Raw genomic sequence first — 23,747 nt, 5'->3', positions numbered from 1 at the left:
CCATGGGGCAGCGGAGGCGCGATCTATGACCCGCAAACCTTGATGTAAAGTGTTTGTGCGGCGGAAAGTGCAATTTATGACGATTATGCGACAACCCACCCGTGCCGGCGTCCGCGATGCGGCGGCGAAGATGGCGGAGATCCTGCCATATTCCCCGTTAATGATACGCGAAATCAATGGCTTGGCGGTTGCTTTCAAGATGGAATCGCTGCAGCCGATCGGCGCGTTCAAATTGCGCGGGGCATGGCATCGCTTGACCGCGTTGAGCGACGAATCGCGGCTGCGTGGCGTCGTCGCCTTCTCGTCGGGCAATCACGCGCAGGGCGTCGCATGGGCGGCGAAGCGGCTGGGCATCCCTGCGACCATCGTGATGCCCGCCGACGCCCCGGAGACGAAGCTGAGGGCTACGATGGCGCTGGGCGCGGAGGTCGTGCGCTACGACCGCGCGACCGAGAGCCGCGAGAAGATCGCCGCCCATCTGGCCCATGCGCGCGGTGCGACGCTGGTGCCGAGCTTCGACGATGCCTGGGTGATCGAGGGGCAGGGTTCGGCCGGGATCGAAGCGGCGGAGCAGATGGTTGCCGCAGGACTGCCCCAGCCGTCGCGCGCGATCGTACCCTGCGGTGGCGGCGGCCTTTCAGCAGGGATCGCGCTGGCGCTACCCGAGGCCGAGATCGTGACGGTAGAACCCGAAGGATGGGACGATATGCGCCGCAGCCTCGAAGCCGGTTGGATCGAGCCGGTCGCCGATGGGCCACCCCCTACCGCCTGCGACGCGCTACAGACGATGCGCGTGGCGGAGCGGACCTTCGACGTGCTGTCGCGACGCGGCGCTACCGGCGTGGCAGTCAGCGAGGCGGAAATCGCCGATGCGCAACGTTGGGCGTTACGACACTTGCGGTCCGTGGTCGAACCGGGGGGCGCAGTGGCGTTGGCGGCGATCCTGTCGCGACGGGTGGCGGTCGAACCGGGCACGCTGGTGCTGGTGTCCGGCGGCAATGTCGATCCCGCCGCCTATGGCAAGGTCATCGCCGCGTGACGCACGGGCCGGCGGGAACGCTGCTCGCCGTGCTGATGCTCGTTGCGATCCTGCTGACCGTGTTCGGTATCAGGATGATCGCGCGGGGAGAGCGGCGCAACGGTTGGCTGATGCTGGCGTGCGCCGTCGTGATGGTCGGGAACGTCGCGATCTGGACCGTGTAGCCGTCAGTCGCGCTGCGGCGACATGCGATAGCTACGCTGGTCGAGCGCCTGCCCGGCATTGGCGGCGTTCTGGGTGTCGATCTGCATCCATTCCGCCTTGGTGCGGCAAACCGGACGCGCCATGATCGAACCGGTCGTCACCTCGCGACGGCAGATCTTCTTCTCGGGCTTCGGGGTTTCGGCAGCGGGCGCGGTCTGGCTCGCAGCGACGAGTAGGAGCGTGAAAAGCATGATGCGGCAGTCCTGTAACGGAGTATTGCCAGCATCCTATGGTGTTCAAGCAATATGACAAGCATGAATGCCCGGCGCGGCGGAACCACGTCATCGGTTGGCGCGGGTGCCCCGCCGGCCGGGCGGCCGCGCACGACGCGGATTAGCTTGGCTAATCCGCTCGCACGAGCCTCACTTGATCGGTGAGTTCGGGTCGAGGCGCATGTCCAGATACTTGTCCACGCTGCCCATCAATTCGGGCATCTCGTTCTGGAAGAAGTGGTTGGCGCCGGGAATGACGTCGTGATGGATCGTGATGTGCCGCTGGGTCCGCAGCTTGTCGACCAGCTTCTGCGTCGCGGCGGGGGTGACGACCTCATCGGCATCGCCCTGGATGATGATGCCTGACGACGGGCAGGGCGCGAGGAAGGTGAAGTCGTACATGTTCGCCGGGGGCGCGATCGAGATGAAGCCGCGGATTTCCGGGCGGCGCATCAGCAATTGCATGCCGATCCACGCGCCGAAGCTGACCCCGGCGATCCACGTCGTCTGCGCTTCGGGATGGAAGCTTTGCACCCAGTCGAGCGCCGAGGCGGCGTCCGACAATTCGCCGACGCCATTGTCGAACGTGCCCTGGCTCTTGCCGACGCCGCGGAAGTTGAAGCGCAGCGTCGCGAAGCCGCGGCGCTGGAACGTCTTGTAGAGTTCCTGGACGATGCGGTTGTTCATCGTGCCGCCCGACGACGGGTGCGGGTGCAGGATCATCGCGACGGGCGCGCGGGGGCGCGGAGCGGGGGCGAAACGGCCCTCCAGTCGACCTTCGGGACCGGGGAAGATGACTTCGGGCATGGGACGTCCTGCTAACAAATGGGCGCGGCAATGGCGCGGAATGGGATCGCGGCTATATAGGCGTACCCAATCGGAACGGAAGTGTTTTGACGACCCGCATCTATCTCGACCATGCCGCGACGACCCCGATCCTTCCGCAAGCGGCGGCCGCCGTCGCCGAGGGCATGGCGTACTGGGCGAATCCGTCGAGCCCCCATGCCGAGGGGCGCGCGGCGCGGCGGATGCTGGAGGACGCGCGAGGCCGGATCGCGAAGGCGCTGGGTTGGGATGGCGAAGTCATCCTGACCAGCGGGGCGAGCGAGGCGCTTGCGATCGGACTGGGACGAGCGAAGCGGACGCGACGACTGGTGTCGGCGGTGGAGCATGACGCGGTGTTCCGGGGGGCACCGGGCGCGGACGTGTTGCCGATCGTCGCGGGGGAGCCGGACGGGGATGCGCTGGCGCGCTACCTCGCCGACGGCCCGCCGCCGGTCGTCGCGGTGCAGGCGATCAATTCGGAAACCGGCACGATGCTGCTGCCGGGGGCCGACAGTCCGGCGATCGCGATGGTGCGTGAGGCCGGTGGGCTGGTGCTGGTCGATGCGTCGCAGGCGGCGGGGAAGCATTCGCTGGCGGACGCCGATATGATCGTGGTGTCGGCGCACAAGCTGGGCGGCCCGCCCGGGATCGGCGCACTGTTGCTCCGCGACTATGCCATGGTCGCGCCCGATGGCGGGCAGGAGTCGGGCTATCGTGGTGGGACCGAGAATCTGCCGGGGGTGCTGGGCCTTGCCGCCGCGCTGGAGGCGGGGGGGCTGAATAGCTGGGCGACCAGTGTCGACGAGCGGTTTCGCTTCAAGGACCGGTTGTACGACGCGGGCGAGGTGATCCAGCCCGGCGTGCAATGCTCGCACGTCTTCGCGGTCGCGCATGCGACCCTGCCGGCAGCGGCCCAGTTGATCCGGCTCGATGCAATGGGTTTTGCGGTATCGGCAGGCAGCGCCTGTTCGTCGGGGACCCTGAAACGCAGCCGGGCGCTGGCGGCATTTGGCGTACCAGGCGAGGTCGCGGACCGGACGATCCGGGTCAGCCTCGGCTGGTCGACGACGACGGATGAACTCGACCGTTTCGCCGACGCCTATGCGGGACTGATCCGGCGATGACCTATCTCGATTATCAGGCGACGACGCCGCTCGCGCCACAGGCGTTCGACGCGATGGTGCCGTGGCTGCGCGACCATCACGCCAATCCGCACTCACCGCATCGCGAGGGGCGGCGGGCGAAGGCGGCGGTCGAGGTCGCCCGGGCGCAGGTGCTGGCAGCGCTGGCACCGGAGGAGGACGGACGGCTGTTCTTCACCAGCGGCGCGACCGAAGCGGCGAACTGGGCGATTGCCGGTACGTTCGCACGCGTGGATTCCGCCCGGCCGAAAGTGGTGACGATCGCGACCGAGCATAGCTGTGTGCTCGACACCGTTCGCGCGCTGGCGGCGCGGGGGGCGGAAGTCGTGGTGCTGCCGGTCGGCGCGGACGGCTTGGTTGATCGCGGCGCGGCGCGGGCCGCGATCGATCAGCGGACGGCACTGGTCGCGGCGATGTTGGTCAATAACGAAATCGGGGTGGTGCAGCCGATCGCATGGCTTGGCGAACTGGCCCGGTCGGTCGGCGCGGTGGTGGTCTGCGATGCCGTACAGGGCTGGGGGCGGGTCGCTTTGCCGGTCGCGGCTTGCAACCTGATCGCGGTGTCGGCGCACAAGGTCTATGGCCCGAAGGGGATCGGGGCGCTGTGGGTGCGGACGGGAGCGGAGCCGACGGCGATGCTGCACGGTGGCGGGCAGGAGGGCGGCTTGCGATCGGGTACGCTCAGCCCGGCCCTTTGCGCCGGTTTCGGGGCAGCGGCTGCGTTGTTGGCACGGGATGATCCGTCCCATATCGAGACATTGTGGGCCGCCGCGCGCGAGACCCTGTCGGGACCTGATTGGATATTGAACGGCGATGCAGAGGCGCGGTGGCGCGGCAATCTGAACGTGCGGATGGACGGATTGGACGTGGCGCGGTTGATGAGCGAATGTCGCGATATCGCCTTTTCCGCCGGGTCGGCCTGCGCGAGCGGGTCGGGGCGGACCAGCCATGTGCTGCGCGCGATCGGGTTGAGCGATGCGCAGGCGAAGAACGCGATCCGTATCGGGTTCGGACGGTACACAACTAGCGAGGAACTGGTGCAGGCGGTGCAGACGATCGATCGCGCGGCGCGGGGGCAACGATGATCATCCGCTTCGTTCGGCCCGACGGGAGTGTCGAGGAAGCGCGGGCTGCGGCCGGCGACCGGTTGCTCGATCTGGCGCAGGCCTATGACCTGCCGTTGGAGGGGACGTGCGGCGGACAGATGGCGTGTTCGACCTGTCACGTCATCGTCGATCCGACCGACGCACCACGCCTGCCCGCCGCCAGCGAGGAAGAGGAGGATATGCTCGATTTCGCCGAAGGGGCGGTCGCGACCAGCCGGCTGGCGTGTCAGATCGTGCTGGACGAATCGCTCGATGGCCTGACGGTGCGGGTGCCGGCATCGGCGCGCGACGCGCGTCGGTAACGCTCGATGAGCAGCACCGCGACCGCGCCGCTCGCATAGGCGATGAAGTCTTTCGGATCGAACCCGTTGCCGAGGATCATGCGCGCGAAACGGTTGTGGTCGAGGCCGATAGCCTTGAGCAGCCGAAAATACTGGCTGAACTCGATCACTACGGCGATGGCGAAGGCGATCAGCGTCGCCGGCACCACCGGCAACCGGGTCACTGCCCTAAGGCCGGCATAGACCAGCACCACCGCCAGCGCGTCGCCGACATAGGGGCGCACGATCGGATCGTTCAGGAACAACGCGATCGCCAGTTCGATCACCAGCAACGCGATGGTCAGCGCAGCATAGCCCTTGTGCAGTCGCATGAACGCTCCCCCCGAAGCGCGACGGCCATGGCGTGCGACGGACGCCGACGCAAGCGCTTGCCCCGGTGCGGCACCACCGCCTAAAGACCCGCGATGACCGTGAACGTCGATATGGGGACGGACCCGGCGGGCAAGACCGTTCCCCTTGATCTCGAAGAATTGTTGGCGACCCGATTGCTGGTGCAGGGCAATTCGGGTTCGGGAAAGTCGCATCTTCTCCGCCGCCTGCTCGAACGCAGCGCCGGCCATGTCCAACAGGTGGTGATCGATCCCGAAGGGGATTTCGTAACGCTGGCCGGCGCTTATGGCCATGTCGTCATCGAGGCGGCCGACCATAGCGAACGCGAGGTCGCTAAATTCGCGACGCGGGCACGCGAGCATCGCGCGTCGGTGGTGCTCAGCCTCGAAGGGCTGGAGGCCGAGGGGCAGATGAAGTGCGCCGCGTCGTTCCTCAACGCGCTGTTCGATGCGCCGCGCGAGCATTGGTATCCCGCGCTGGTCGTCGTCGACGAGGCGCAGTTGTTCGCACCGGCGGGCGGGGGCGAAGTGGTCGAGGAGGTGCGCCGCGCGTCGCTGTCGGCGATGACCAATCTGATGTGTCGCGGTCGCAAGCGCGGCCTTGCCGGCGTCATCGCGACCCAGCGTCTGGCGAAGCTGGCCAAGAACGTCGCGGCCGAAGCATCGAACTTCCTGATGGGGCGAACCTTCCTCGACATCGACATGGCGCGGGCCGCCGACCTGCTCGGCATGGAGCGGCGGCAAGCCGAGGCGATCCGCGATCTGCAACGCGGGCATTTCCTGGCACTCGGGCCGGCGGTGTCGCGGCGGCCGCTTTCGATCAAGATCGGGCCGGTGCAGACCTCCGCCCGCAGCGGCAGTCCCAAGCTGACGCCGCTGCCGACCGCGCCGGTGGCGGATATCAAGGACCTGTTGCTGGCACCGGTCGAAGCGATGCTGCCGCTGGGTCCGCCAATCCGGCATGTCGCGCCGCCCGAAGCGGTCGAGGCGGCGATTGCGGCGCCGGTACGATCCAGCGCGGCACCGGATTTGCCCGAACGATCGGCCGATGAGACGGACGCGATCGTCGCCGACGTGTTGCGGGCGCTGGTCGAGGATGAGGGGGATCAGCCGCGCGCGGCGGCGGTGCTGTATCAGGATTTCGACGTGCGTTGCCGCATGGTCGGCCTGCCGCGTCCGCCGCTCGACCTGCCGGCCTTCACCCGGCGGCTGGCGTGCGCGCGGGCGGGCATTTTCGAAGCGCCCGATGACGAATGGGCGCAGGCGCTGGCGATCGCCGACGTGCTGCCCGACGATATGCTCGGCGCGTTCATGCTGATCGCCCGGGCGGCGCGCGAGGGGCGGCCATGTCCCAGCGATGCCGAGATCGCACGGACCTATGGCACCAGTTCGCTCGGACGGGTGAAGCGGATGCTGGCGTATATCGAGGGGCGCGAGTTGCTGGTGTGCCGGATCGACCTGGCGGGCAAGCGGTCGATCGCGCTGCCGCATCTGGGGTGGACGACCGAGGCGGCGGAGGCGGCCTAAATTCCTCCCCGAGGCGCGGGAGCGAAACCAGCCGCAGGCTGGTGGAGGGGGAACGCCGCAAACGGTCCGCTTGTGGCGAACCCCCTCCACCACCGCTTCGCGGTGGTCCCCCTCCCCGTGCCGGGGAGGATTTACGGTCTCAAATACCGATCCTTCAGCAATCGCCACGTCGCGCGTAGGCCGTATGCCTCGCCGCCTTTGGAGCGACCCGGCTTGGCACTGGCACGCCATGCGAAGGTGTCGAGATGCGCCCATGCGGTGCCCGGCGTCACGAAGCGACGCAGGAACAGCGCGGCGGTGACTGCCCCGGCCATGCCGCCTTCGGGTGCGTTCACCATGTCGGCGATGTCGGACTTCAGCATGTCGTCATAGCCGTCCCATAGCGGCATGCGCCACAATGGATCGTCCTCGGCGGTACCCGCCGCGAGCAGATCGGCGGCGAGTGCTTCGTCATTGGCGAAGGTCGCGGGCAGATCGGGGCCGAGCGCGACGCGGGCCGCGCCGGTCAACGTCGCGAAATCGATCAGCAGTTCGGGGTGTTCCTCGCAAGCTCTGGTCAGGGCATCGCCCAGCACCAGCCGGCCTTCGGCATCGGTATTGGTGTTCTCGACCGTCAGCCCTTTGCGCGTGGCGAGCACGTCGCCGGGACGGAAGCTGTCGGCGGACACGCTGTTTTCGACCGCCGGGATCAGCAGGTGAAGCCGGATCGGCAGATGCGCTTCCATCGCCAGTCCGGCCAGCGCCAGCGCGTGCGCCGCCCCGCCCATATCCTTCTTCATCAGCCGCATGCCCGACGACGGCTTGATATCGAGCCCGCCGCTGTCGAAGCACACGCCCTTGCCGACCAGCGCGACGCGCTTATGGGCGGGGTTGCCCCAGACCAGTTCGATCAGGCGCGGTTCGCGGCCCTTGGCGGCGGCCTTGCCGACCGCATGGATCATCGGATAGCCGGTTTCGAGATCGCGACCGCTGGTGACGGTGACGGTCGCGCCATGGGCGTCACCAAGGGTGCGGACGGCCGTCGCGAGTTCGGCCGGGCCGAGATCGGCAGCGGCGGTGTTGACCAGGTCGCGGACGCGCGCGGTGGCGGCGGCCTGGCGGAGCGCTTCGTCGATCCGGGCGGGTTCGTTGGACAGGAGCACGCGCGGGGCGTCGTCCTCCCCCTTGCGGTAGCGGGTGAAGCGATATTGCGCGGTCGCCCAGCCGAGCTTGGCCGGGCCGGGCGTACCGCCGACGAGGCGATAGCTGCCGGGCGGAAGCAGGGCGGGCAGATGGGCCAGATCCCAGGCCGAAAGCTTCGTGGGGTCGGTGACGACGGTAGCGACCGACCAGTCGTCGGGCTGCTCGCCGGGCAGCGTCGCGGTCTTGCCGACCTTTGCGATTAGGCGCTGCGCGGTGGCTGCAGCGCGGACGCGCGGCGGCTGTGCGGCGAGCCATGCGTCGAAGAGGTCGGCAGGGATCAGGTGAATGGTGCGGGCGGGCTGCCCACGGTCGGCGACGATCGTCGGTGTCATGTCCGTGATGTAGGACCGACCTTTCACCAAGCGCAAGCCAATCCTCCCCGGAACGGGGAGGGGGACCAGCGAAGCTGGTGGGGGGGGCCTCCGCAAGCGGTGCGCTGGCGGCCAGCCCCCTCCACCACCGCTTCGCGGCGGTCCCCCTCCCCGTGCCGGGGAGGAGTTTTAGTTTAGCGGAACGCCATACAAGTCGTGTTCGTCGGCGTCCTCGACCTCGACCTTCACAATGTCGCCCTGGGCCAAATGCCCGGCGTCGCGCAGGAAGACCTCGCCGTCGATGCCCGGCGCGTCGGCGGTGCTGCGGCCGGTCGCGCCGCCTTCCTCACCGACCTCGTCGATGATGACGTCGACGGTGCGGCCGATCTTCGCGGCAAGCTTGGCAGCGGAGATGGCGGCGGTCTTTTCCATGATCCGGGCGTAGCGTTCTTCCTTGACCGCTTCGGGTACCGGATCCGGCAGGGCATTGGCGGCGGCACCCTCGACGGGTTCGAAGCGGAACGCGCCGACCCGGTCGAGCTGCGCTTCGTCGAGCCAGTCGAGCAGATACTGGAAATCTGCCTCGGTCTCGCCCGGAAAGCCGACGACGAAGGACGAGCGGATCGCGATATCCGGGCAGACTTCCCGCCAGCCGCGAAGTCGCTCCAGCACCTTGGCGTCGTTGGCCGGGCGCTTCATCGCCTTCAGCACATTGGGCGAGGCATGCTGGAACGGAATGTCGAGATAGGGGAGGACCAGCCCCTCTCCCATCAGCGGGATGATGCTGTCGACATGCGGATATGGGTAGACATAATGCAGCCGCACCCATGGCGCGATCCGACCCAGTTCGCGCGCCAGATCGGTCATGTGCGGCACGACCTCGCGCCCCTTCCATGCACGCGGTTCGCGGCGGATGTCGATGCCGTAGGCGGAGGTGTCCTGGCTGATGACCAGCAGTTCCTTCGTCCCTGCCGCGACCAGCTTTTCCGCCTCGCGCAGGATCGCATCGGGACGGCGGCTGACAAGGTCGCCGCGGATTGACGGGATGATGCAGAACGAACAGCGGTGGTTGCAGCCCTCCGAAATCTTCAAATAGCTGTAGTGGCGCGGCGTCAGCTTCAGCCCGCTTTCGGGGACCAGATCGACGAAGGGTGAGGGGATTGGTGGCGCGGCTTCGTGGACCGCGTCGACGACCTGTTCATATTGATGTGCGCCGGTGACGGCCAGCACCTGCGGGAAGCGGGCGCGGATCGTCTCCGCCTCCTGTCCCATGCAGCCGGTGACGATGACGCGGCCATTCTCCGCGATCGCCTCGCCGATCGCTTCGAGCGACTCTTCCTTGGCGGAATCGAGGAAACCGCAGGTGTTGACCAGCACCACGTCCGCCCCGGCATAGTCGGGCGACATCTGATAACCGTCGCTGCGCAGCTTGGTCAGGATGCGTTCGCTGTCGACGAGGTTCTTGGGACAGCCGAGCGAAACCATCCCGACACGGGGGGGCGAGGGAAGACGAGTTGCCATGATCGCCGCGTCACATAGCGATTTCGGCGAAAAATGATAGGGGCAGCGGAACGCCCCTCGCTCCGCTCACGCGAACGGGTGCCGGGTCAGATCATTGGCGGAACAGGAAGAAGGCGCCACCCGCGATCAATGCGAAACCGATCATGTGGTTGACCGTGATCTTCTGCCCCAGATAGGCGACCGAGAAGATAGCGAAGATGGTCAGGGTGATGACCTCCTGCATCCCCTTGAGCTGCGCGGCCGAATAGACCTGCGACCCGATCCGGTTCGCGGGGACGGCGAGGCAATATTCGAAAAAGGCGATACCCCAGCTGACGACGATAACGAAGAACAGGGGCGCGCCCTTGTGCTTCAGATGGCCGTACCATGCGAAGGTCATGAAGATGTTGGAGGCGATTAGCAGAACGATCGGCCAGATACGGGCAGCGTCGGGCATTATCGGGTCACCACTTCGACGATCGTGTCGCCGGGTTGCAGGTTGCGGGCTTCGGGACTGTCGAACCGGATCTTGCCGCCCTGCCGATAGATGCGCAGGCCGAGGCCGGTGGTGATCGCGGACAACGGCTGACCGACCTCGTGCGGGGCGACCGGCCGTTCGGACAGCGCGACCGACCCGTCGATTGAAGCCAGGTCGAGCATATAGTCGGCGATATGCGGTCCCCGGCACGATCCAGCGAGCAGCAGTCCGGCGAAGCTGACCGGGTTGATAACCGTCGTCGCCCCGGCGGCACGCGCGGGAAATTCGTTATCCTCCGCCTTCACGATCACGCTGATCGTCAGGTCCGGGGCAAGATGGCGGGCGGTGAGCGTCACCAGCACCGACGTATCGTCGCGACCGGTGGCGACGATCAGCGCGCGGGCGCGGGCGATGCAGACATCGTTCAGCGTGGCGTCGCGGGTCGCATCCGCCTGAAGCACGATGCAACCGAGCTTCTGCGCCGCGTCGAGATGTGCCTGCACCGGTTCGATGACGACGATCCGGCGCGGGTCCTCGCCACGCGCGATCAGTTCGTCGACCGCTTCGGAACCGGTCTTGCCGAAACCGGCCACGACGATGTGTCCGGTCAGCTTGTCTTGCAACAGCGCCATGCGCCAACGCTCCCAACTGCGCCGAAGGACGAATTGATAGGTCGTGCCGATGAACAGCAGCACGACGAACACCCGGATCGGCGTAACGATCAACGCATCGAATAGTCGCGCGCGTTCGGTGACGGGTGCGATATCGCCATAGCCGGTCGTGGTGATCGAGATCATGGTGAAGTAGATGACGTCGGCGAAACTCACCCGTCCGTCATAATTGTCGCGCAGGCCTTCGCGATCGAACCAGTGGACCGCGACGGCGATGCCGACCAGCGTGAGGACCGCGACCACCCGCCACAGGATCGACGCCCAGACCGGCAGCGGCGACGATTGCCGCAGGATCGCGCGGCGGGCGGGCGGCGTCACTGGCGCGGCAGCCGTGACAATGGATCGACGGGGGTCCGGCCCGACCGGATTTCGAAATGGACCGCCGGGCGCTCGGCATAGCCGGTGTCGCCCGACAGCGCGATCTTCTGCCCCTTCTTCACTGCCTGTCCACGCTGGACCAGCAACTGGCTGGCATGGCCGTAGACGGTCGTCAGGCCACTGCCGTGGCGGATGATGACCACGCCGCCAAGGCCGGGCACGCCGGTCCCGACATAGGCGACGGTGCCGGCGGCGGCCGCGGCGATCGGCGTGTCGAGCGGGACCGCGATCTTGATGCCGTTGTTGCGTTCGCCGCTGTCGCCAGCGCCGAAGCGTTTGAACACGCGGCCGTCGACCGGCCAGATCAGCGTGCCGGGGTTGGCACTGGGCGGTGCGACTGCTGCGGTCGAGGGCAGCACCCGGCGTGGCGAGGTGACGGCGGGGGCGGGGCGGGCGTTCGGCTCGATCGCCGGTTCGCCACCGGTCAGAATGTCGTCGATGTCGAGCTGGAACGCGGCGGCGCGTTCGGCGGCGGAGCGTGGTGCCGCATCCCCCGGGATCAGGATACGTTGTCCGGCCCGCAGGATGAACGGCTCGGTCAAGGCGTTGGCGGTGGCGATGCGCGACCAGTCGACGCCATAGGCGCGGGCGATGGCGATGCCGCTCTCGCCCCGTCCGACCATGTGATAGCGACCGCCGGGGATGGTCAGCCGCTGCCCCGAGCGGATCAGGAACGGCGGCGGCAGATTGTTGGCACGCGCGATCGCTTCGGTTCCGGCCCCGGTCGTGTTCGCGATGCCGCGCAGCGTATCGCCGGGGCGGACGACGTAGCTGCTGGCTGCGACGCTGCGGGCGTTGGGCTCGACCCGCTTCGCTTCCCATGCGGGCGGCGGCGAGGGCAGCGCGGTGACGCCTTCGCCTTGCGGTTCGGTGGCGGCTGGCGTGCCGGGGGCGACGGTGGGGAGGGTTTGCTGCGCGGGCAAAATACGGCCCGGGTTGGAGGGAATGCATCCGGTCGCGCCGATCATCAGCGCCGCTGCTACCGTGCTCCGTTTCGCGAACCGCATCGCCGCCCCCCGTTCGTCGCTCAATCCGCCGGTGTCAGCACATCCTGTCCGATATAGCGGCGCAGCGCCTCGGGCACGACGACCGAGCCGTCGGCCTGCTGATAGTTTTCCAACACCGCTACCAGCGTGCGGCCCACGGCGAGACCGGATCCGTTCAGCGTATGGACGAAGCGTGTCGCCTTCTCCCCCTCCGGGCGGTAGCGCGCGTTCATCCGCCGTGCCTGGAAATCGCTGCAGGTCGAACAGCTCGAAATCTCACGATAACGGCCCTGACCCGGCAGCCAGACTTCGAGGTCATAGGTCCGCGCCGCCGAAAAGCCCATGTCGCCGGTACACAGCTTCATCCGGCGGAACGGCAAAGCGAGGCGGTTGAGGATGTCCTCGGCCGCCTGCGTCATCCGCTCATGCTCGGCATCGGACTGATCGGGAGTAGTGATCGACACCATCTCCGCTTTCTCGAACTGATGCTGGCGGATGAAGCCGCGCGTGTCGCGCCCCGCAGCGCCGGCTTCCGAGCGGAAGCACATGGTGAGCGCGGTGAAGCGAAGCGGCAATTCGCGCTCGGCGAGGATTTGTCCGGCGACGATATTGGTCAGCGATACCTCGGCGGTCGGAATCAGCCAGCGATCGTCGGTGGTGCGGAACAGGTCCTCGGCGAATTTGGGCAACTGGCCGGTCCCGAACAATGCGTCGCCGCGCACCAGCACCGGCGGCACGACTTCTTCATAGCCATGGATGCCGGTCAGCGTGTCGAGCATGAACTGGCCGAGCGCGCGGTGCAGCTTCGCGGCAGCCCCGCGCACCAGTGTGAAGCGGGCACCCGACAGCTTGGCGCCGGTCTCGAAATCCAGGCCGATGGCCGGGCCGATCGCGTCATGTTCGCGCGGTTCGAATCCGAAGGCGGTCGGATCGCCGACCGTCTTCTCGACGACATTGTCGTCCTCGTCGGCGCCCTGCGGCACATCGGCGAGCGGCAAATTGGGGATCGCGGCGAGGCTGGCGTTCAGTTCCTCGCCGAGCGTCGCTTCCTCCGCTTCGATCGCCGGCATCCGTTCCTTCAGCGCGGCGACTTCCGCCATCAGCGCCTGCGCGGTGGCTTCGTCGCGGCTCGCCTTTGCCGCGCCGATCGCCTTCGACGCTTCGTTGCGGCGCGCCTGTGCGACCTGCACTTCGGTCAGCAGCGCCCGGCGGCGTTCGTCGAGATCAACCAGCGCCGCCGATCGCGGCTCGAGTCCACGGCGGGCAAGGGCGGCATCGAAGGCGGCGGGATCGTCGCGGATCAGGCGGATATCGTGCATGGCCGGGCTATGGCGAGCGATCCGCAGCCATGCAAGCCGCAACCGCCGCCGCTGCCGGTGCGTTGGACGGGCAGCGAAACCCGAGGAGAGATGGAATGCGGATACCCCATGACGCCTGCGTACTGGTCGCCGATGGCCGCAAAATGCTGTTCTTTCGCAACGAGGGCGATGCGAATGCGCCCAACCTGATCGTCGAGGATCAGGCGATGCAGGCCAATCCTGCCGATCGTCATCAGAAGACCGATGCCGCCGGCCAGGCGCAGTCGATCCGCGGCGGTAATTTCGCGCAGGGCGGCGGCAGCATGGGCGAAACCGATTATCACCAGCAGGCCGAAGATCGCTTCGCCGCCGATGCCGCCGAACTGCTGCGCAAGCGCGCGCTGGCCAACGAGTTCGAAGCGCTGATCGTCGTCGCGCCGCCCAAGACGCTGGGTGAGATGCGCAAACATTATCACAAGACGGTCAGCGACCGTCTGACCGGCGAACTCGACAAGGACTTGACCGGCCACCCGGTCGATCAGATCGAGAAGCTGATTTCGGCCGCCTGACCGGCGCGGGGGCCACGCGCTGGCGCACGGTCCCCTATGCGGCGTCGGCGGTCTTGCGGCCGAAGCGCTTGCGCACGACCAGCGCCGCGGCCGCACCGCCGAACAGCAGCAGCATCGGCGGTGCCGGCACCGGCGTCGGACCGTCGGGTCCGGGCGGCGGTTTGCCGTGCGAGCTGCCGTTCGAACTCCATCCGCCATTCGAACTCCACCCCTTGCTCGACGAACCGTTAGACGAGGAGGAGGTAGAGGTCGAGGTGCTGGTCGATCCAGACGATGCGGAAGAAGTGCTGGTCGAAACATTGCCGCTCGACGACGACGAGGTCGATGACGACACGTCGCCGCTGGACGAAGCGGACGATGAGACGTTACCGCTCGAGGAAGAGGACACGTTCCCGCTAGACGACGACGAGACGTTCCCGCTGCTGCCGCCCGAGGCGGACGAGGTGCTGCTGGTGCTCGATACGCCGCCGGTACTGGTCGACGATCCCCCCGAGGAGGTCGAGGACGAGGTCGCGCCGGACGAGGTCGACGAGGAGGACCCGCCCGAGCCACCCGAAGAGGTCGAGGTCGACCCGCCGCTGGTGCTCGACGTCGAGGACACGACGATCCCGCTCGAACCGCCGCCCGAACCACCGCCGCCGAAGAAGCCGCCGGCAAAGAAACCGCCACCGATCCCGCCGCCGCCGGTGCCACCGACCAGCAAGGGGCCGCCGCCGAAACCGCCACCGCCGGTCATGGGCGGCATTTCCGCACCGGTGAAGGCGGGGGGCAGGGGAACCGGCGCTGCCTGGCTGGCGACGGTGACCACCGTCGGCGGGCAGACATTCGTGGTGCGCGTAACAACGCGGGTGACGACTCGACGCGGGGCCGGGCGCGGAGCGGCACGTTTGGTGATGGCGCGCTTGGTGATCGCGCGTTTGGTGATTTCCCGGTTCTGGGTCGATTCCGCGACATGTACCGCACCGCCGCCGATGACCGCGCCACCGCAGGCACATGCGCACAGTTTCGCCAGGGCCATCTTCACCGACATGCCAAACCATCTTCCATTAGAATCAACGATCACCGCGGTGATCGGATCGACTTGCGCCACCAAGGCAAAACAAAGCGTAAAACACAACCGTCGCTGGTTCAAATTTCAGCCTTATTTCGGAACGCGATGACATGCCAGCGGGGGATGATGGTTAACGTACCGTAAAGGGACGTAGGCCCAGAAGGAAACCTATCCGGTTAACCCTGTGAACAACGGGCATTTCGTCGGTTGGTCCTGAACGCTTGTGGTGCCGCCCTCCGCCCGATATAGGCGCGCGGACTAATGAGAGGGGGCGCCCTGCCGATTTGGTCGGGGGGAAGCTCCGGGGCGGAGATTGGGGATGGCCACGGTTTTGAGCGACACGACACAACCTCTCGACATACCGCCGCCGGCAAACGACGACGGATATCGGCCCCATGCGGACGAGCCGTTCATGAACCCGCGGCAACAGGCCTATTTCCGGGCCAAGCTGCTGGCATGGAAGGATGCGATCCTGCGCGAGTCGCAGGATACGCTGGCGCATCTGCAGAATGAATCGTTGCGCGAGGCGGATCTGACCGATCGCGCGTCGAGCGAGACCGACTGGTCGATCGAGTTGCGCACCCGCGACCGGCAGCGCAAGCTGATCTCCAAGATCGAGGCGGCGCTGCGCCGAATCGATGATGGCGAATATGGCTATTGCGAAGTGACCGGCGAACCGATCGCGCTGGGCCGGCTGGAAGCGCGCCCGATCGCAACGATGACTGTCGAGGCGCAGAGCCGCCACGAACGGCAGGAAAAGGTCTCGCGCGAGGAATAGCGCGAATGCGAAGCGCGGGGCCGGTGGTCGGCCCCGCGCGGTGCGTCACAGCGACGCGATCTCCTGCTTCACCAGCAGCTTGCGTTTCTTGAGCGACGACAACAGCGACTGGTCCGGCGATGGCCGCTGGGTTTCGACCGCAATCTGTCGGTCGAGCGTCGCATGTTTCGCTTCGAGTGCGGTGAGGTGGGCAGACTGCATCGTTGCATCCTCCTGCTTGGCTGTTGGGGGACTGAGTAAAACACAGGACCGGGCGAATGTCGCCATGTCGGATGGGATTTTCGACATGACGTGGCAAAATCGCTGACGGACCGTTGCCAGCGCCCGAGCGGCAGGAGACAATGGCGGGCGATGGACGAATCGGACCTTGAACAGCGGCTGGGCCTGTTGCGGATCGAGCACCGCGACCTCGACGACGCGATCGCGGCGCTGGCATCGGCGACTCACCTCGACCAGTTGCAACTCGCCCGGCTGAAGCGTCGGAAATTGCGCCTCCGCGACGAAATGGCGGCGATCGAGGACCAACTGATCCCTGACATCATCGCCTGATCGTCGCGTTCGGGGACGGTCGACACAGAGGCACGATCAGGCGCCCCTTTCGCGAGTCGCGGGGGCGTGGCATTCTGCGGCGATGGACGTACCCGCAAACGGCGCGATGGTGCATCGCCGACTGATCGATTCGATGTATGTCGAGGCAATGGTGCTGGCCGACGAGGCGCGCGCCTATTTCGATCAGGGCGGGCTGGCCGAACGGGCGATGCTCGACCCGATGGCGCGAGTCGTGCTGTCCTGCGAATCGCTGAAGATCACCACCCGACTGATGCACGTCATCGCATGGCTGCTGACCCAGAAGGCGATCGATGCGGGCGAGATGACGGTGGAGATGGGCGACGATCCGATGCGCGCACTCCCTGCCGGGCCGGAAACCGAGGATGACGCGCTGGCGACGATGCCGGCGGGAACGCAGGCCCTGATCCGGGCGAGCATGGATTTGTACCGCCGCGCCGAGCGGATCGAGCGGTCGCGCAGCGCTCCCCCGGCGGCGAGTCCCGCGCGGGCGATGTTCGAGCGGCTGGCGACGCGGCTATAGCAGGCGGGCGCGGGCGGCCCGATATTCGGCGGCCATACGCGCGATGCGATCGGCGGCGGGGACGACCGCATCGACCGCGCCAATGCCCTGGCCGGCGCCCCAGATATCCTTCCAGGCCTTTGCACCCGAACCAAAATTCATTGCCGAACTGTCGCTTTGCGGCAGGGCGTCGGGATCGAGCCCGGCAGCGACGATCGAGGCGCGCAGATAATTGCCATGCACGCCGGTGAAGAGATTGCTGTAGACGATATCGTCGGCGCGGCCATCGACCACCGCCTGTTTATAGGCAGGCACGGCATTGGCTTCCATCGTGGCGATGAAGGGCGAGCCGACATAGGCGAGATCAGCCCCCGCCGCCTGTGCGGCCAGCACCGCGCCGCCATTGGCGATCGCGCCGGACAGGGCCAGCGGGCCGTCGAACCATTGGCGGACTTCCTGGGTGAAGGCGAAGGGGTTCAGCCGGCCGGCATGGCCGCCCGCGCCGGTGCAGACGAGGATCAGACCGTCGGCGCCTTTCTCGACCGCCTTGTGCGCGAAACGGTCGTCGATGACGTCGTGAAGGGTGATGCCGCCCCAGCCATGGACGGCGGTGTTCAGATCCTCACGCGCGCCGAGCGAGGTGATGACGATCGGCACCTTCCATTTGGCGCAGGTGGTCAGGTCGGCCTCGAGCCGGTCGTTCGAGCGATGGACGATCTGATTCACCGCGAAGGGGGCGGCGGGGCGGTCGGGATGGGCGCGGTCGTGTGCGGCCAGTTCCTCGGTAATGCGGTGCAACCATTCGTCGAGTTGCGCCTGCGGGCGGGCGTTGAGCGCCGGGAAGGAACCGACGATCCCCGCCTTGCACTGGGCGATCACGAGGTCGGGGCCGGAGATGATGAAGAGCGGCGAGCCGATCACGGGGAGGGCGAGCGTGTCGAACAGGGGAGGGAGCGCCATATGAGTTTCATAGCGCAACCGTAATGGCTGTCCAGTGGCGGAAGTTGGCGAAGTTGACACGCATTTGGTGTCGTGGGGCGGGATTTGTTTACGACAAAGATAGCAATTGTAATTGGTTAGGCTGCATCGTCGGCGTCGAAGTTGACACCGAATGCTACATTGGATGCAGATCGGAACGGCACTGTCAAAGAACATGGCCTTTGTCGCATCCGCCGATGCTGTAGGAAAGTTCGGCCAGCGGGGATGACCAACGCCTTCTTAACCCTCCTGTCCTACCGTTGGCGGGTACAGAGAGGGGAAGGATCGATGGTCGAAGTCGCGCGCAAGCGGAGTCTGGTACTGTTCGAGATCGGTGCGGCGGCGCTGTTGCTGCTGCTGGCGTTCGGGGTGGCGGCGAAGGGCGTGCTGGAGATGCATCGCTATCCGAGCCAGCCCGTGGTGGCGGCAGCGTTCGAGGCACCCGCCGGCTGCGACTATATCGCGTCGAAGCGGGTCGCGCAGGTGCCGACGGCGTGTGTCGCCCCGGCGTATCGGTTGACCAAGCTGACCGATCTGGGGCTGGGCGCGGCGAAGGGCGACGAGCATTGGTACCGGGTCGGTGACGATGCGCTGCTGCTGCTGTGCTTCGAGGGCGGCGATGCCTGTGCGGTGCGCGGGCGGGTGTCGGGCAAGTTCGTGCGGGCGGCGGGGGTGGAGGCCTAAGCGCGGGTCAGCCCGTCACCACCTGATACAGCAGCACCGAGTTCAGCACGATCACCGCCGCGCAGATCGTCCATGCGGAAATGGCGAGGATCGGGCGGTTGGCGAAGTCGCCCATCTTGCCGCGGTCGCCGGTGAAGCGGACCAACGGATAGACGGCGAAGGGTAGCTGGAGACTGAGCACCACCTGGCTGGCGATCAGCAACTGCGCGGTGCCGCTTTCGCCATAGAGGCCGGCGACGACTACGGCGGGCACGATCGCGATCAGGCGCGTGACGATCCGTCGCAGCCAAGACGGCAGGCGGATGTTGAGGAACCCCTCCATCACGATCTGTCCGGCGAGGGTGCCGGTGATCGTCGAATTCTGCCCCGATGCCAGCAGGGCGACGGCGAAGAGGATGCTGGCGGCCCCCGCACCGAGCATCGGCGTCAGCAACTGATAGGCGTCCTGTATCTCCGCCACGTCGGTGCGTCCGGCGGTGTGGAAGGTGGCGGCGGCAAGGATCAGGATCGATCCGTTGATGAACAGCGCGAGCATCAGCGCGATCGAACTGTCGATCGTGGCAAGCTTGACCGCCTCGCGCCGACCCTCGGGCGACCGGTCGAAGCTGCGCGTCTGCACGATCGAACTGTGGAGATAGAGGTTGTGCGGCATGACGGTCGCGCCGAGGATGCCGATCGCGATGTAGAGCATCGCCGGGTTGGTGACGATCTCCGCCCGCGGGATCAGGCCGCTTGCGATCGCGGCGATCGAGGGTTGCGCGAGGAACAGCTCGACCGCGAAACAGCCGGCGATCACGATCAGCAGCGCGACGATGAACGCTTCGAGCTTGCGGAAGCCATATTGCTGGAGCAGCAGGATCAGCATGACGTCGACGGCGGTGATGCACACGCCCCAGACCAGCGGGATGCCGAACAGCAATTGCAGCGCGATGGCGGTGCCGATCACCTCCGCCAGATCGCAGGCGATGATCGCCAGTTCGCACAGGCCCCACAGCACCCACCGGACCGGCGCGGGATAATATTCGCGGCACGCCTGCGCGAGATCAAGGCCGGTGACGATGCCGAGCTTTGCCGACAGCGATTGCAGCACCATCGCCATGACGTTCGACAACAGGATGACCGACAACAGCGTATAGCCGAACGCCGATCCGCCGGCGATGTCGGTCGCCCAGTTGCCGGGATCCATATAGCCGACCGCGACCATATAGCCGGGTCCGGCAAAGGCGCCGAGCTTGCGCCAGAACTGTCCCGCACCGGCCGGAACGGGCACGGTGCGGAACGATCCGGGAAGGCTCGGGCGACGGTCCGGGGACAGGTCGGCGGCAGACGGTGGTGGTACCATGGTCGGTCGCTATCCCCGGAGAAAGGTCAGATCGCGGCGCTGGTCTTCAGCAACCCGTTGACACCTGCCGGAAAGAACCCGCCGAGCGCAACCGAACTGCGCGTCTGGTACGCGACGTTCAGAACCTGCGCGGGCGCGCGGGCATAGGTGATGCCGCTGCCGTCGGTCGGCACGATGTTCGATGCGTTGTTGGCCGGCCGCACGCCCTGATCGATATCGGCCGCGCCGTCGAAATTGTCGCGCGCGGTCGACAATGCCTCGGTCGCGTCGATCAGCGTCGGGGTGGCGATGCCGCGCCGATAGAGCGCCTGGCGGATCAGGCCGGCATGATAGGCCTTGGCCCCCTGCATCCCCGCGGCAGCATCGAGGAACGCGGCCCCCGCCAGCGAGGCGATGATCCCGCGCCATGCGGTGACGACGACATCCTCGAACACGAACGCGCCGAGCAGGAAGCGGTCGTCGCTGTCATAGACATCGAACGTCGCCGATGCAGTGGTGATGAGCGCCGCGGTACGGGCAAGGGTCGAAAAGGCGCTGGTGGCGGTGACGCCGAGGTCGATGGCGGGCTGCGCGATCACCGTCGAACCGATCACGCCGCGCAGATAGGCGACGTGGGCACGCGTGTCGGCGGCGAGTTCGCGGGCATAGCGTCCGATCGTCGCGTCCTCGAACGTGCGCTGGCGCGCGCCGGTCGCGGCGCCGGGGGTGCCGCTGCCGCCCAACAGGCTGGCGTCGAGGCCCGCACCGGTCGTGGCATAGCTGTAATATTGCGCCTGGAGATAGGCGAAGTTCAACGTGAAGTTGAGGATGTCGGCGTCGGTTGCCGGGCTAGGCACGGGGGTCGGCGTGCCCGATGCGGTCGGCGTGGGGGTCGGCGTCGGCGTGGGGGCGGGGTTGGCGTTGTTGCCACCGCAGGCGGCGAGCAGTCCGGCCCCGGCGACGGCGGCGGACACGCCACCGGCAGCGCGCAGGAAGTCGCGGCGGCTGTCATTCTTGTCCAGCACGGGCAGCATCGATTCGTTGGTCATGTGTCTCGCTCCCGAAAGGCTCAGTTCGCCGCGCTGGTCTTGATGTTGCCGTTGACGCCGGCGGGGAAGAACCCGCCCGTGGCGACGGAATTGCGGTTCAGATAGGCGATGTTGAGCACCTGTCCGGTGGTGCGGCCATAGGGTAAGCCGGTATTCGGATCGAACGGGGTGATGTTCGACTGGTCGCCGATCGGGCGGACGCCCTGATCGAGATCGCTGCCGCCATCGAGGCTGTCGCGCGCGGCCGAGATCGATTCGGTCGCGTCGATCAGCGACGGGGTCGACAGGCCGCGGACATAGAGTGCCGAGCGGATCATCGAGGCATGATAGGCTTCGGCGGCAAGGATGCCGGCCGCCGCCTGTCGGATCAGCGTGTTGGCGATGCCGGGCAGCGCGCCGCGATAGGCGGTGACGCCGATATCCTCGAACAGATAGGCGGCGAGGAGGAAGTTGTCGTCGTTCGCGTACGGATCGAAGGTGTCGTTGGCACCAATCAGGCCGGCGGCGCGGGCAGCGACCGAAAAGGCACTGGTCGCGGTGGCGCTGATGTCGAGCGCGGGCATGGCGATGGCCGAACTGCCCAGCGCATTGCGGATGAATTCGACGTGCGCGACCTCGTCCTGCGCGATTTCGCGGGCGAAGTTGGCGACGACCGGATCGTTGAGCGTCGCCTTGCGCCCGCCGGTCACCGCGCCGGGGGTGGTGCCGCTGGGGCCGGTCAGCAGCGCTGCGGCGAGGCCGGTGCCGTTGGCGGCGAAGGCATAGAATTGCGCTTCGAGATATTCGAGGTTGAGCGCGAAGTTCAGCACGTCGACGTCGGACGTCCCGGTGGTGCCCGATGCGGTGGGGGTCGGGGTCGGCGTGGGGGTCGCGGTGCCGGTGCCGGTAGGGGTCGGAGTCGGCGAGGAATTGCCGTCGCCGCACGAGGTGAGCGCGAGACCGCCGCCGATCGCCGCTGCCGCACCGAAGGCGCGGAAAAAGTCGCGGCGTTCTTCGCGCCGACGCGCCCGTGCGTCCAGCGCCTCAACCATCTGTGTCTCGTCGGTCATCTACCGGTTCCCTTAACGCGTTCGGCCCCGCCCCGCGCATGGCGGAACGACCCGGGCCAGTCGTCTGACGTACGCGCCGTGGTAGCGCGCGTGCCCGATGTCGGTGTGCTGTATTGCGTGTGAGGGCAAGAGGCTAGGGGGTGGTTGTTGCGTAGAGGAGACTTCGTGTTCGGCTTCCGGATGTGCGTACCCCCGCGCAGGCGGGGGTCCAGAGCCGAGGAAAGCAGCGGTCGCGCCCTGGGCCCTGGACCCCCGCCTGCGCGGGGGTACGGTATTGGGAAAGCCAGCCTTACGCCGCGACGGCGCGGCGTTCGGCCATTTCCTCGTTGAGCATCTCGGCCAGCAGGAATGCCAGTTCGAGGCTCTGCCCCGCGTTGAGGCGCGGGTCGCAATGGGTGTGGTAGCGATCGGCAAGGCTCTGTTCGGTGACCGCGATCGCGCCGCCGGTGCATTCGGTGACGTTCTGCCCGGTCATTTCCGCATGGATGCCGCCGGCATGGCTGCCCTCCGCCCGGTGGACGGCGAAGAAGCCGCGCACTTCGGCGAGGATGCGGTCGAACGGCCGCGTCTTGTAGCCGGTGGTCGCCTTGACGGTGTTGCCGTGCATGGGGTCGCACGACCACACTACCGGATGGCCTTCGCGCTGGACGGCACGGATCAGCTTGGGCAGGCCCGCTTCGATCTTGTCATGGCCGTAGCGGGTAATCAGGGTCATCCGCCCCGCGATACGGTTCGGGTTCAGCGTGTCGAGCATGCGCAGCAGCGCGTCCGGCTCGAGCGTCGGGCCGCACTTGATGCCGATCGGGTTGCCGATGCCGCGCAGGAATTCGACATGCGCCGATCCGTCGAAGCGGGTGCGATCGCCGATCCACAGGAAATGCGCCGAGGTGTCGTACCAGTCGCCGGTCAGCGAATCTTGCCGGGTCAGCGCCTGCTCATAGGGGAGCAGCAATGCTTCGTGGCTGGTGTAGAAGCTGGTCGCCTTCAACTGCGGTACGCTGTCGGCGTCGATGCCGCAGGCGGCCATGAAGTCGAGCGCCTCGCCGATGCGGTCGGCGACGTCGGCATATTTCTTGGCCCAGGGGCTGCGGCCCATGAAGTCGTGCGTCCAGCGATGGACCTGATGCAGGTTCGCATAGCCGCCCGTCGCGAAGGCGCGCAGCAGGTTGAGCGTCGCCGCCGCCTGCGAATAGGCGCGGATCATCCGCTGCGGATCGGGGATGCGGCCTTCGGCGGTGAAGGCGATGTCGTTGATATTGTCGCCGCGATAGCTGGGCAGTTCGACGCCATCCACGGTTTCGGTATCGGCCGAGCGCGGTTTGGCGAATTGCCCGGCCATGCGACCGACCTTCACCGTCGGCAGCTTCGACGCGAAGGTCAGCACCACCGCCATCTGCAGGATGACGCGGAAGGTGTCGCGGATATAGTTGGGATGGAACTCGGCAAAGCTTTCCGCGCAATCGCCGCCCTGGAGCAGGAACGCGCGCCCCTCGGCCACTTCGGCCAGTTCGGCGGTCAGGCTGCGGGCTTCGCCGGCGAAGACCAGCGGCGGATAGCTGGCAAGCTGTGCCGTGGTCGCGTCGAGCGCGGCGCGATCGGGATAGGTGGGGAGCTGGCGCGCTTCGGCGGTGGTCCAGCTATCGGGGGCCCAGTTGGCGGCCATGGGAGAA

Annotated in this window: 27 protein-coding genes; 12 read left to right on the top strand and 15 right to left on the bottom strand. The window is 67.0% G+C overall.

Going from position 1 to position 23,747, the window contains the following annotated elements:
- Positions 1–76 precede the first annotated feature (76 nt).
- Complete coding sequence (locus tag ACZ1JS_RS06315; RefSeq protein WP_465168200.1) at positions 77–1,039, top strand: threonine ammonia-lyase; 963 nt, start codon at positions 77–79, stop codon at positions 1,037–1,039.
- Positions 1,036–1,203, top strand: coding sequence for a hypothetical protein (locus ACZ1JS_RS06310; RefSeq protein ID WP_465168199.1), 168 nt, complete (start codon positions 1,036–1,038; stop codon positions 1,201–1,203). Before ACZ1JS_RS06315 ends, ACZ1JS_RS06310 begins: the two co-directional genes overlap by 4 nt.
- Positions 1,204–1,206: 3 nt before the next feature.
- Here the strand turns inward: ACZ1JS_RS06310 and ACZ1JS_RS06305 are convergent, their stop codons facing one another.
- Both ACZ1JS_RS06305 and ACZ1JS_RS06300 read right to left on the bottom strand, forming a co-directional pair.
- The gene (locus tag ACZ1JS_RS06305; RefSeq protein ID WP_242115389.1) at positions 1,207–1,434 is read right to left on the bottom strand and encodes a hypothetical protein; all 228 of its coding nucleotides are present in this window, start codon (positions 1,432–1,434) and stop codon (positions 1,207–1,209) included.
- Positions 1,435–1,605: 171 nt separating this feature from the next.
- A complete protein-coding gene (locus ACZ1JS_RS06300) occupies positions 1,606–2,262 on the bottom strand; it encodes an alpha/beta hydrolase (RefSeq protein WP_066687669.1) in 657 nt (218 codons plus the stop codon).
- A gap of 86 nt (positions 2,263–2,348) precedes the next feature.
- On the opposite strand from ACZ1JS_RS06300, the gene ACZ1JS_RS06295 reads away from it, so the two are divergent.
- From ACZ1JS_RS06295 to ACZ1JS_RS06285, 3 genes are read left to right on the top strand one after another with little or no spacing between them, the layout of a single operon-like run.
- Positions 2,349–3,404, top strand: a complete 1,056-nt coding sequence (locus ACZ1JS_RS06295; RefSeq protein WP_465168198.1) for a cysteine desulfurase family protein — start codon at positions 2,349–2,351, stop codon at positions 3,402–3,404.
- Positions 3,401–4,507: a cysteine desulfurase family protein gene (locus tag ACZ1JS_RS06290; protein ID WP_465168197.1), complete on the top strand. Its 1,107-nt coding sequence runs from the start codon at positions 3,401–3,403 to the stop codon at positions 4,505–4,507. The genes ACZ1JS_RS06295 and ACZ1JS_RS06290 overlap by 4 nt, the downstream gene beginning before the upstream one ends.
- Positions 4,504–4,830 (top strand): 2Fe-2S iron-sulfur cluster-binding protein, encoded by a 327-nt coding sequence (locus ACZ1JS_RS06285; protein ID WP_465168196.1) that lies wholly within the window; start codon positions 4,504–4,506, stop codon positions 4,828–4,830. The genes ACZ1JS_RS06290 and ACZ1JS_RS06285 overlap by 4 nt, the downstream gene beginning before the upstream one ends.
- On the opposite strand, the gene ACZ1JS_RS06280 is transcribed toward ACZ1JS_RS06285, so the two are convergent.
- Positions 4,755–5,180 carry a ribosomal maturation YjgA family protein gene (locus ACZ1JS_RS06280; protein WP_465168195.1) on the bottom strand — a complete coding sequence of 142 codons (426 nt, stop codon included), beginning with the start codon at positions 5,178–5,180 and terminating at the stop codon, positions 4,755–4,757. The two genes, ACZ1JS_RS06285 and ACZ1JS_RS06280, sit on opposite strands and share 76 nt — an antisense overlap.
- A gap of 93 nt (positions 5,181–5,273) precedes the next feature.
- Here ACZ1JS_RS06280 and ACZ1JS_RS06275 point away from each other — a divergent pair, with 93 nt between their 5' ends.
- The gene (locus tag ACZ1JS_RS06275) at positions 5,274–6,725 is read left to right on the top strand and encodes a helicase HerA domain-containing protein (RefSeq protein ID WP_465168194.1); all 1,452 of its coding nucleotides are present in this window, start codon (positions 5,274–5,276) and stop codon (positions 6,723–6,725) included.
- 131 nt (positions 6,726–6,856) lie between these two features.
- Here the strand turns inward: ACZ1JS_RS06275 and ACZ1JS_RS06270 are convergent, their stop codons facing one another.
- From ACZ1JS_RS06270 to serS, 6 genes are all read right to left on the bottom strand, one after another.
- Positions 6,857–8,248 carry a leucyl aminopeptidase family protein gene (locus tag ACZ1JS_RS06270; RefSeq protein ID WP_465168640.1) on the bottom strand — a complete coding sequence of 464 codons (1,392 nt, stop codon included), beginning with the start codon at positions 8,246–8,248 and terminating at the stop codon, positions 6,857–6,859.
- Positions 8,249–8,407: 159 nt separating this feature from the next.
- Positions 8,408–9,739 carry a 30S ribosomal protein S12 methylthiotransferase RimO gene (gene rimO, locus ACZ1JS_RS06265; RefSeq protein ID WP_465168193.1) on the bottom strand — a complete coding sequence of 444 codons (1,332 nt, stop codon included), beginning with the start codon at positions 9,737–9,739 and terminating at the stop codon, positions 8,408–8,410.
- 91 nt (positions 9,740–9,830) lie between these two features.
- Entirely contained in the window at positions 9,831–10,175 is a 345-nt protein-coding gene (locus ACZ1JS_RS06260; RefSeq protein WP_056451668.1) for a DMT family protein, read from the bottom strand.
- Positions 10,175–11,185: a potassium channel family protein gene (locus ACZ1JS_RS06255; RefSeq protein ID WP_465168192.1), complete on the bottom strand. Its 1,011-nt coding sequence runs from the start codon at positions 11,183–11,185 to the stop codon at positions 10,175–10,177. Before ACZ1JS_RS06255 ends, ACZ1JS_RS06260 begins: the two co-directional genes overlap by 1 nt.
- The gene (locus ACZ1JS_RS06250) at positions 11,182–12,252 is read right to left on the bottom strand and encodes a peptidoglycan DD-metalloendopeptidase family protein (RefSeq protein WP_465168191.1); all 1,071 of its coding nucleotides are present in this window, start codon (positions 12,250–12,252) and stop codon (positions 11,182–11,184) included. Before ACZ1JS_RS06250 ends, ACZ1JS_RS06255 begins: the two co-directional genes overlap by 4 nt.
- Before the next feature lie 20 nt (positions 12,253–12,272).
- Positions 12,273–13,550 (bottom strand): serine--tRNA ligase, encoded by a 1,278-nt coding sequence (serS, locus tag ACZ1JS_RS06245; protein ID WP_465168190.1) that lies wholly within the window; start codon positions 13,548–13,550, stop codon positions 12,273–12,275.
- Between the two features lie 95 nt (positions 13,551–13,645).
- Here serS and ACZ1JS_RS06240 point away from each other — a divergent pair, with 95 nt between their 5' ends.
- The 3 genes from ACZ1JS_RS06240 to dksA all read left to right on the top strand — a co-directional run bounded on the left by ACZ1JS_RS06240 (position 13,646) and on the right by dksA (position 15,927).
- Positions 13,646–14,098, top strand: coding sequence for a host attachment family protein (locus tag ACZ1JS_RS06240; RefSeq protein WP_242115400.1), 453 nt, complete (start codon positions 13,646–13,648; stop codon positions 14,096–14,098).
- Positions 14,099–14,310: 212 nt separating this feature from the next.
- Positions 14,311–15,258, top strand: coding sequence for a hypothetical protein (locus tag ACZ1JS_RS06235; RefSeq protein ID WP_465168189.1), 948 nt, complete (start codon positions 14,311–14,313; stop codon positions 15,256–15,258).
- Between the two features lie 210 nt (positions 15,259–15,468).
- Positions 15,469–15,927 carry an RNA polymerase-binding protein DksA gene (dksA, locus tag ACZ1JS_RS06230; RefSeq protein ID WP_242115402.1) on the top strand — a complete coding sequence of 153 codons (459 nt, stop codon included), beginning with the start codon at positions 15,469–15,471 and terminating at the stop codon, positions 15,925–15,927.
- Between the two features lie 45 nt (positions 15,928–15,972).
- Here dksA and ACZ1JS_RS06225 read toward each other — a convergent pair whose 3' ends face one another.
- Positions 15,973–16,128, bottom strand: coding sequence for a YdcH family protein (locus ACZ1JS_RS06225; RefSeq protein ID WP_242115403.1), 156 nt, complete (start codon positions 16,126–16,128; stop codon positions 15,973–15,975).
- A 150-nt stretch (positions 16,129–16,278) separates the two neighbouring features.
- On the opposite strand from ACZ1JS_RS06225, the gene ACZ1JS_RS06220 reads away from it, so the two are divergent.
- On the top strand, positions 16,279–16,476 hold the full coding sequence (locus tag ACZ1JS_RS06220; RefSeq protein WP_345875700.1) for a YdcH family protein: 198 nt from the start codon (positions 16,279–16,281) through the stop codon (positions 16,474–16,476).
- An 82-nt stretch (positions 16,477–16,558) separates the two neighbouring features.
- A complete protein-coding gene (locus ACZ1JS_RS06215) occupies positions 16,559–17,017 on the top strand; it encodes a DUF1465 family protein (RefSeq protein ID WP_465168188.1) in 459 nt (152 codons plus the stop codon).
- Here ACZ1JS_RS06215 and ACZ1JS_RS06210 read toward each other — a convergent pair.
- Positions 17,012–17,956 carry an NAD(P)H-dependent flavin oxidoreductase gene (locus tag ACZ1JS_RS06210; RefSeq protein ID WP_465168187.1) on the bottom strand — a complete coding sequence of 315 codons (945 nt, stop codon included), beginning with the start codon at positions 17,954–17,956 and terminating at the stop codon, positions 17,012–17,014. The two genes, ACZ1JS_RS06215 and ACZ1JS_RS06210, sit on opposite strands and share 6 nt — an antisense overlap.
- A 306-nt stretch (positions 17,957–18,262) precedes the next feature.
- On the opposite strand from ACZ1JS_RS06210, the gene ACZ1JS_RS06205 reads away from it, so the two are divergent.
- Positions 18,263–18,658 carry a hypothetical protein gene (locus ACZ1JS_RS06205; protein ID WP_465168186.1) on the top strand — a complete coding sequence of 132 codons (396 nt, stop codon included), beginning with the start codon at positions 18,263–18,265 and terminating at the stop codon, positions 18,656–18,658.
- Between the two features lie 7 nt (positions 18,659–18,665).
- Here the strand turns inward: ACZ1JS_RS06205 and ACZ1JS_RS06200 are convergent, their stop codons facing one another.
- From ACZ1JS_RS06200 to ACZ1JS_RS06185, 4 genes are all read right to left on the bottom strand, one after another.
- A complete protein-coding gene (locus ACZ1JS_RS06200; protein ID WP_465168185.1) occupies positions 18,666–20,000 on the bottom strand; it encodes an Nramp family divalent metal transporter in 1,335 nt (444 codons plus the stop codon).
- 26 nt (positions 20,001–20,026) lie between these two features.
- Positions 20,027–21,028, bottom strand: coding sequence for a ferritin-like domain-containing protein (locus tag ACZ1JS_RS06195; protein ID WP_465168184.1), 1,002 nt, complete (start codon positions 21,026–21,028; stop codon positions 20,027–20,029).
- Positions 21,029–21,048: 20 nt separating this feature from the next.
- Positions 21,049–22,077 (bottom strand): ferritin-like domain-containing protein, encoded by a 1,029-nt coding sequence (locus ACZ1JS_RS06190; protein ID WP_465168183.1) that lies wholly within the window; start codon positions 22,075–22,077, stop codon positions 21,049–21,051.
- 289 nt (positions 22,078–22,366) lie between these two features.
- Positions 22,367–23,740 (bottom strand): class II 3-deoxy-7-phosphoheptulonate synthase, encoded by a 1,374-nt coding sequence (locus ACZ1JS_RS06185; RefSeq protein ID WP_465168182.1) that lies wholly within the window; start codon positions 23,738–23,740, stop codon positions 22,367–22,369.
- Positions 23,741–23,747: the final 7 nt, after the last annotated feature.

This window comes from Sphingomonas sp. BL-S-05 (genome assembly GCF_055521695.1).
Note: the sequence above shows the minus strand (reverse complement) of the source record. Positions and strands in the feature narration are given on the sequence as shown.

Excerpts from the sequence above, each read along its gene's own strand:
- ACZ1JS_RS06315 (WP_465168200.1), top strand. The coding sequence starts at position 77 with ATGACGATTATGCGACAACCCACCCGTGCCGGCGTCCGCGATGCGGCG.
- ACZ1JS_RS06305 (WP_242115389.1), bottom strand. The coding sequence starts at position 1,434 with ATGCTTTTCACGCTCCTACTCGTCGCTGCGAGCCAGACCGCGCCCGCT.
- ACZ1JS_RS06300 (WP_066687669.1), bottom strand. The coding sequence starts at position 2,262 with ATGCCCGAAGTCATCTTCCCCGGTCCCGAAGGTCGACTGGAGGGCCGT.
- ACZ1JS_RS06290 (WP_465168197.1), top strand. The coding sequence starts at position 3,401 with ATGACCTATCTCGATTATCAGGCGACGACGCCGCTCGCGCCACAGGCG.
- ACZ1JS_RS06285 (WP_465168196.1), top strand. The coding sequence starts at position 4,504 with ATGATCATCCGCTTCGTTCGGCCCGACGGGAGTGTCGAGGAAGCGCGG.
- ACZ1JS_RS06280 (WP_465168195.1), bottom strand. The coding sequence starts at position 5,180 with ATGCGACTGCACAAGGGCTATGCTGCGCTGACCATCGCGTTGCTGGTG.
- ACZ1JS_RS06275 (WP_465168194.1), top strand. The coding sequence starts at position 5,274 with ATGACCGTGAACGTCGATATGGGGACGGACCCGGCGGGCAAGACCGTT.
- rimO (WP_465168193.1), bottom strand. The coding sequence starts at position 9,739 with ATGGCAACTCGTCTTCCCTCGCCCCCCCGTGTCGGGATGGTTTCGCTC.
- ACZ1JS_RS06260 (WP_056451668.1), bottom strand. The coding sequence starts at position 10,175 with ATGCCCGACGCTGCCCGTATCTGGCCGATCGTTCTGCTAATCGCCTCC.
- ACZ1JS_RS06250 (WP_465168191.1), bottom strand. The coding sequence starts at position 12,252 with ATGCGGTTCGCGAAACGGAGCACGGTAGCAGCGGCGCTGATGATCGGC.
- serS (WP_465168190.1), bottom strand. The coding sequence starts at position 13,550 with ATGCACGATATCCGCCTGATCCGCGACGATCCCGCCGCCTTCGATGCC.
- ACZ1JS_RS06240 (WP_242115400.1), top strand. The coding sequence starts at position 13,646 with ATGCGGATACCCCATGACGCCTGCGTACTGGTCGCCGATGGCCGCAAA.
- dksA (WP_242115402.1), top strand. The coding sequence starts at position 15,469 with ATGGCCACGGTTTTGAGCGACACGACACAACCTCTCGACATACCGCCG.
- ACZ1JS_RS06225 (WP_242115403.1), bottom strand. The coding sequence starts at position 16,128 with ATGCAGTCTGCCCACCTCACCGCACTCGAAGCGAAACATGCGACGCTC.
- ACZ1JS_RS06220 (WP_345875700.1), top strand. The coding sequence starts at position 16,279 with ATGGACGAATCGGACCTTGAACAGCGGCTGGGCCTGTTGCGGATCGAG.
- ACZ1JS_RS06215 (WP_465168188.1), top strand. The coding sequence starts at position 16,559 with ATGGACGTACCCGCAAACGGCGCGATGGTGCATCGCCGACTGATCGAT.
- ACZ1JS_RS06210 (WP_465168187.1), bottom strand. The coding sequence starts at position 17,956 with ATGGCGCTCCCTCCCCTGTTCGACACGCTCGCCCTCCCCGTGATCGGC.
- ACZ1JS_RS06205 (WP_465168186.1), top strand. The coding sequence starts at position 18,263 with ATGGTCGAAGTCGCGCGCAAGCGGAGTCTGGTACTGTTCGAGATCGGT.
- ACZ1JS_RS06200 (WP_465168185.1), bottom strand. The coding sequence starts at position 20,000 with ATGGTACCACCACCGTCTGCCGCCGACCTGTCCCCGGACCGTCGCCCG.
- ACZ1JS_RS06195 (WP_465168184.1), bottom strand. The coding sequence starts at position 21,028 with ATGACCAACGAATCGATGCTGCCCGTGCTGGACAAGAATGACAGCCGC.
- ACZ1JS_RS06190 (WP_465168183.1), bottom strand. The coding sequence starts at position 22,077 with ATGACCGACGAGACACAGATGGTTGAGGCGCTGGACGCACGGGCGCGT.
- ACZ1JS_RS06185 (WP_465168182.1), bottom strand. The coding sequence starts at position 23,740 with ATGGCCGCCAACTGGGCCCCCGATAGCTGGACCACCGCCGAAGCGCGC.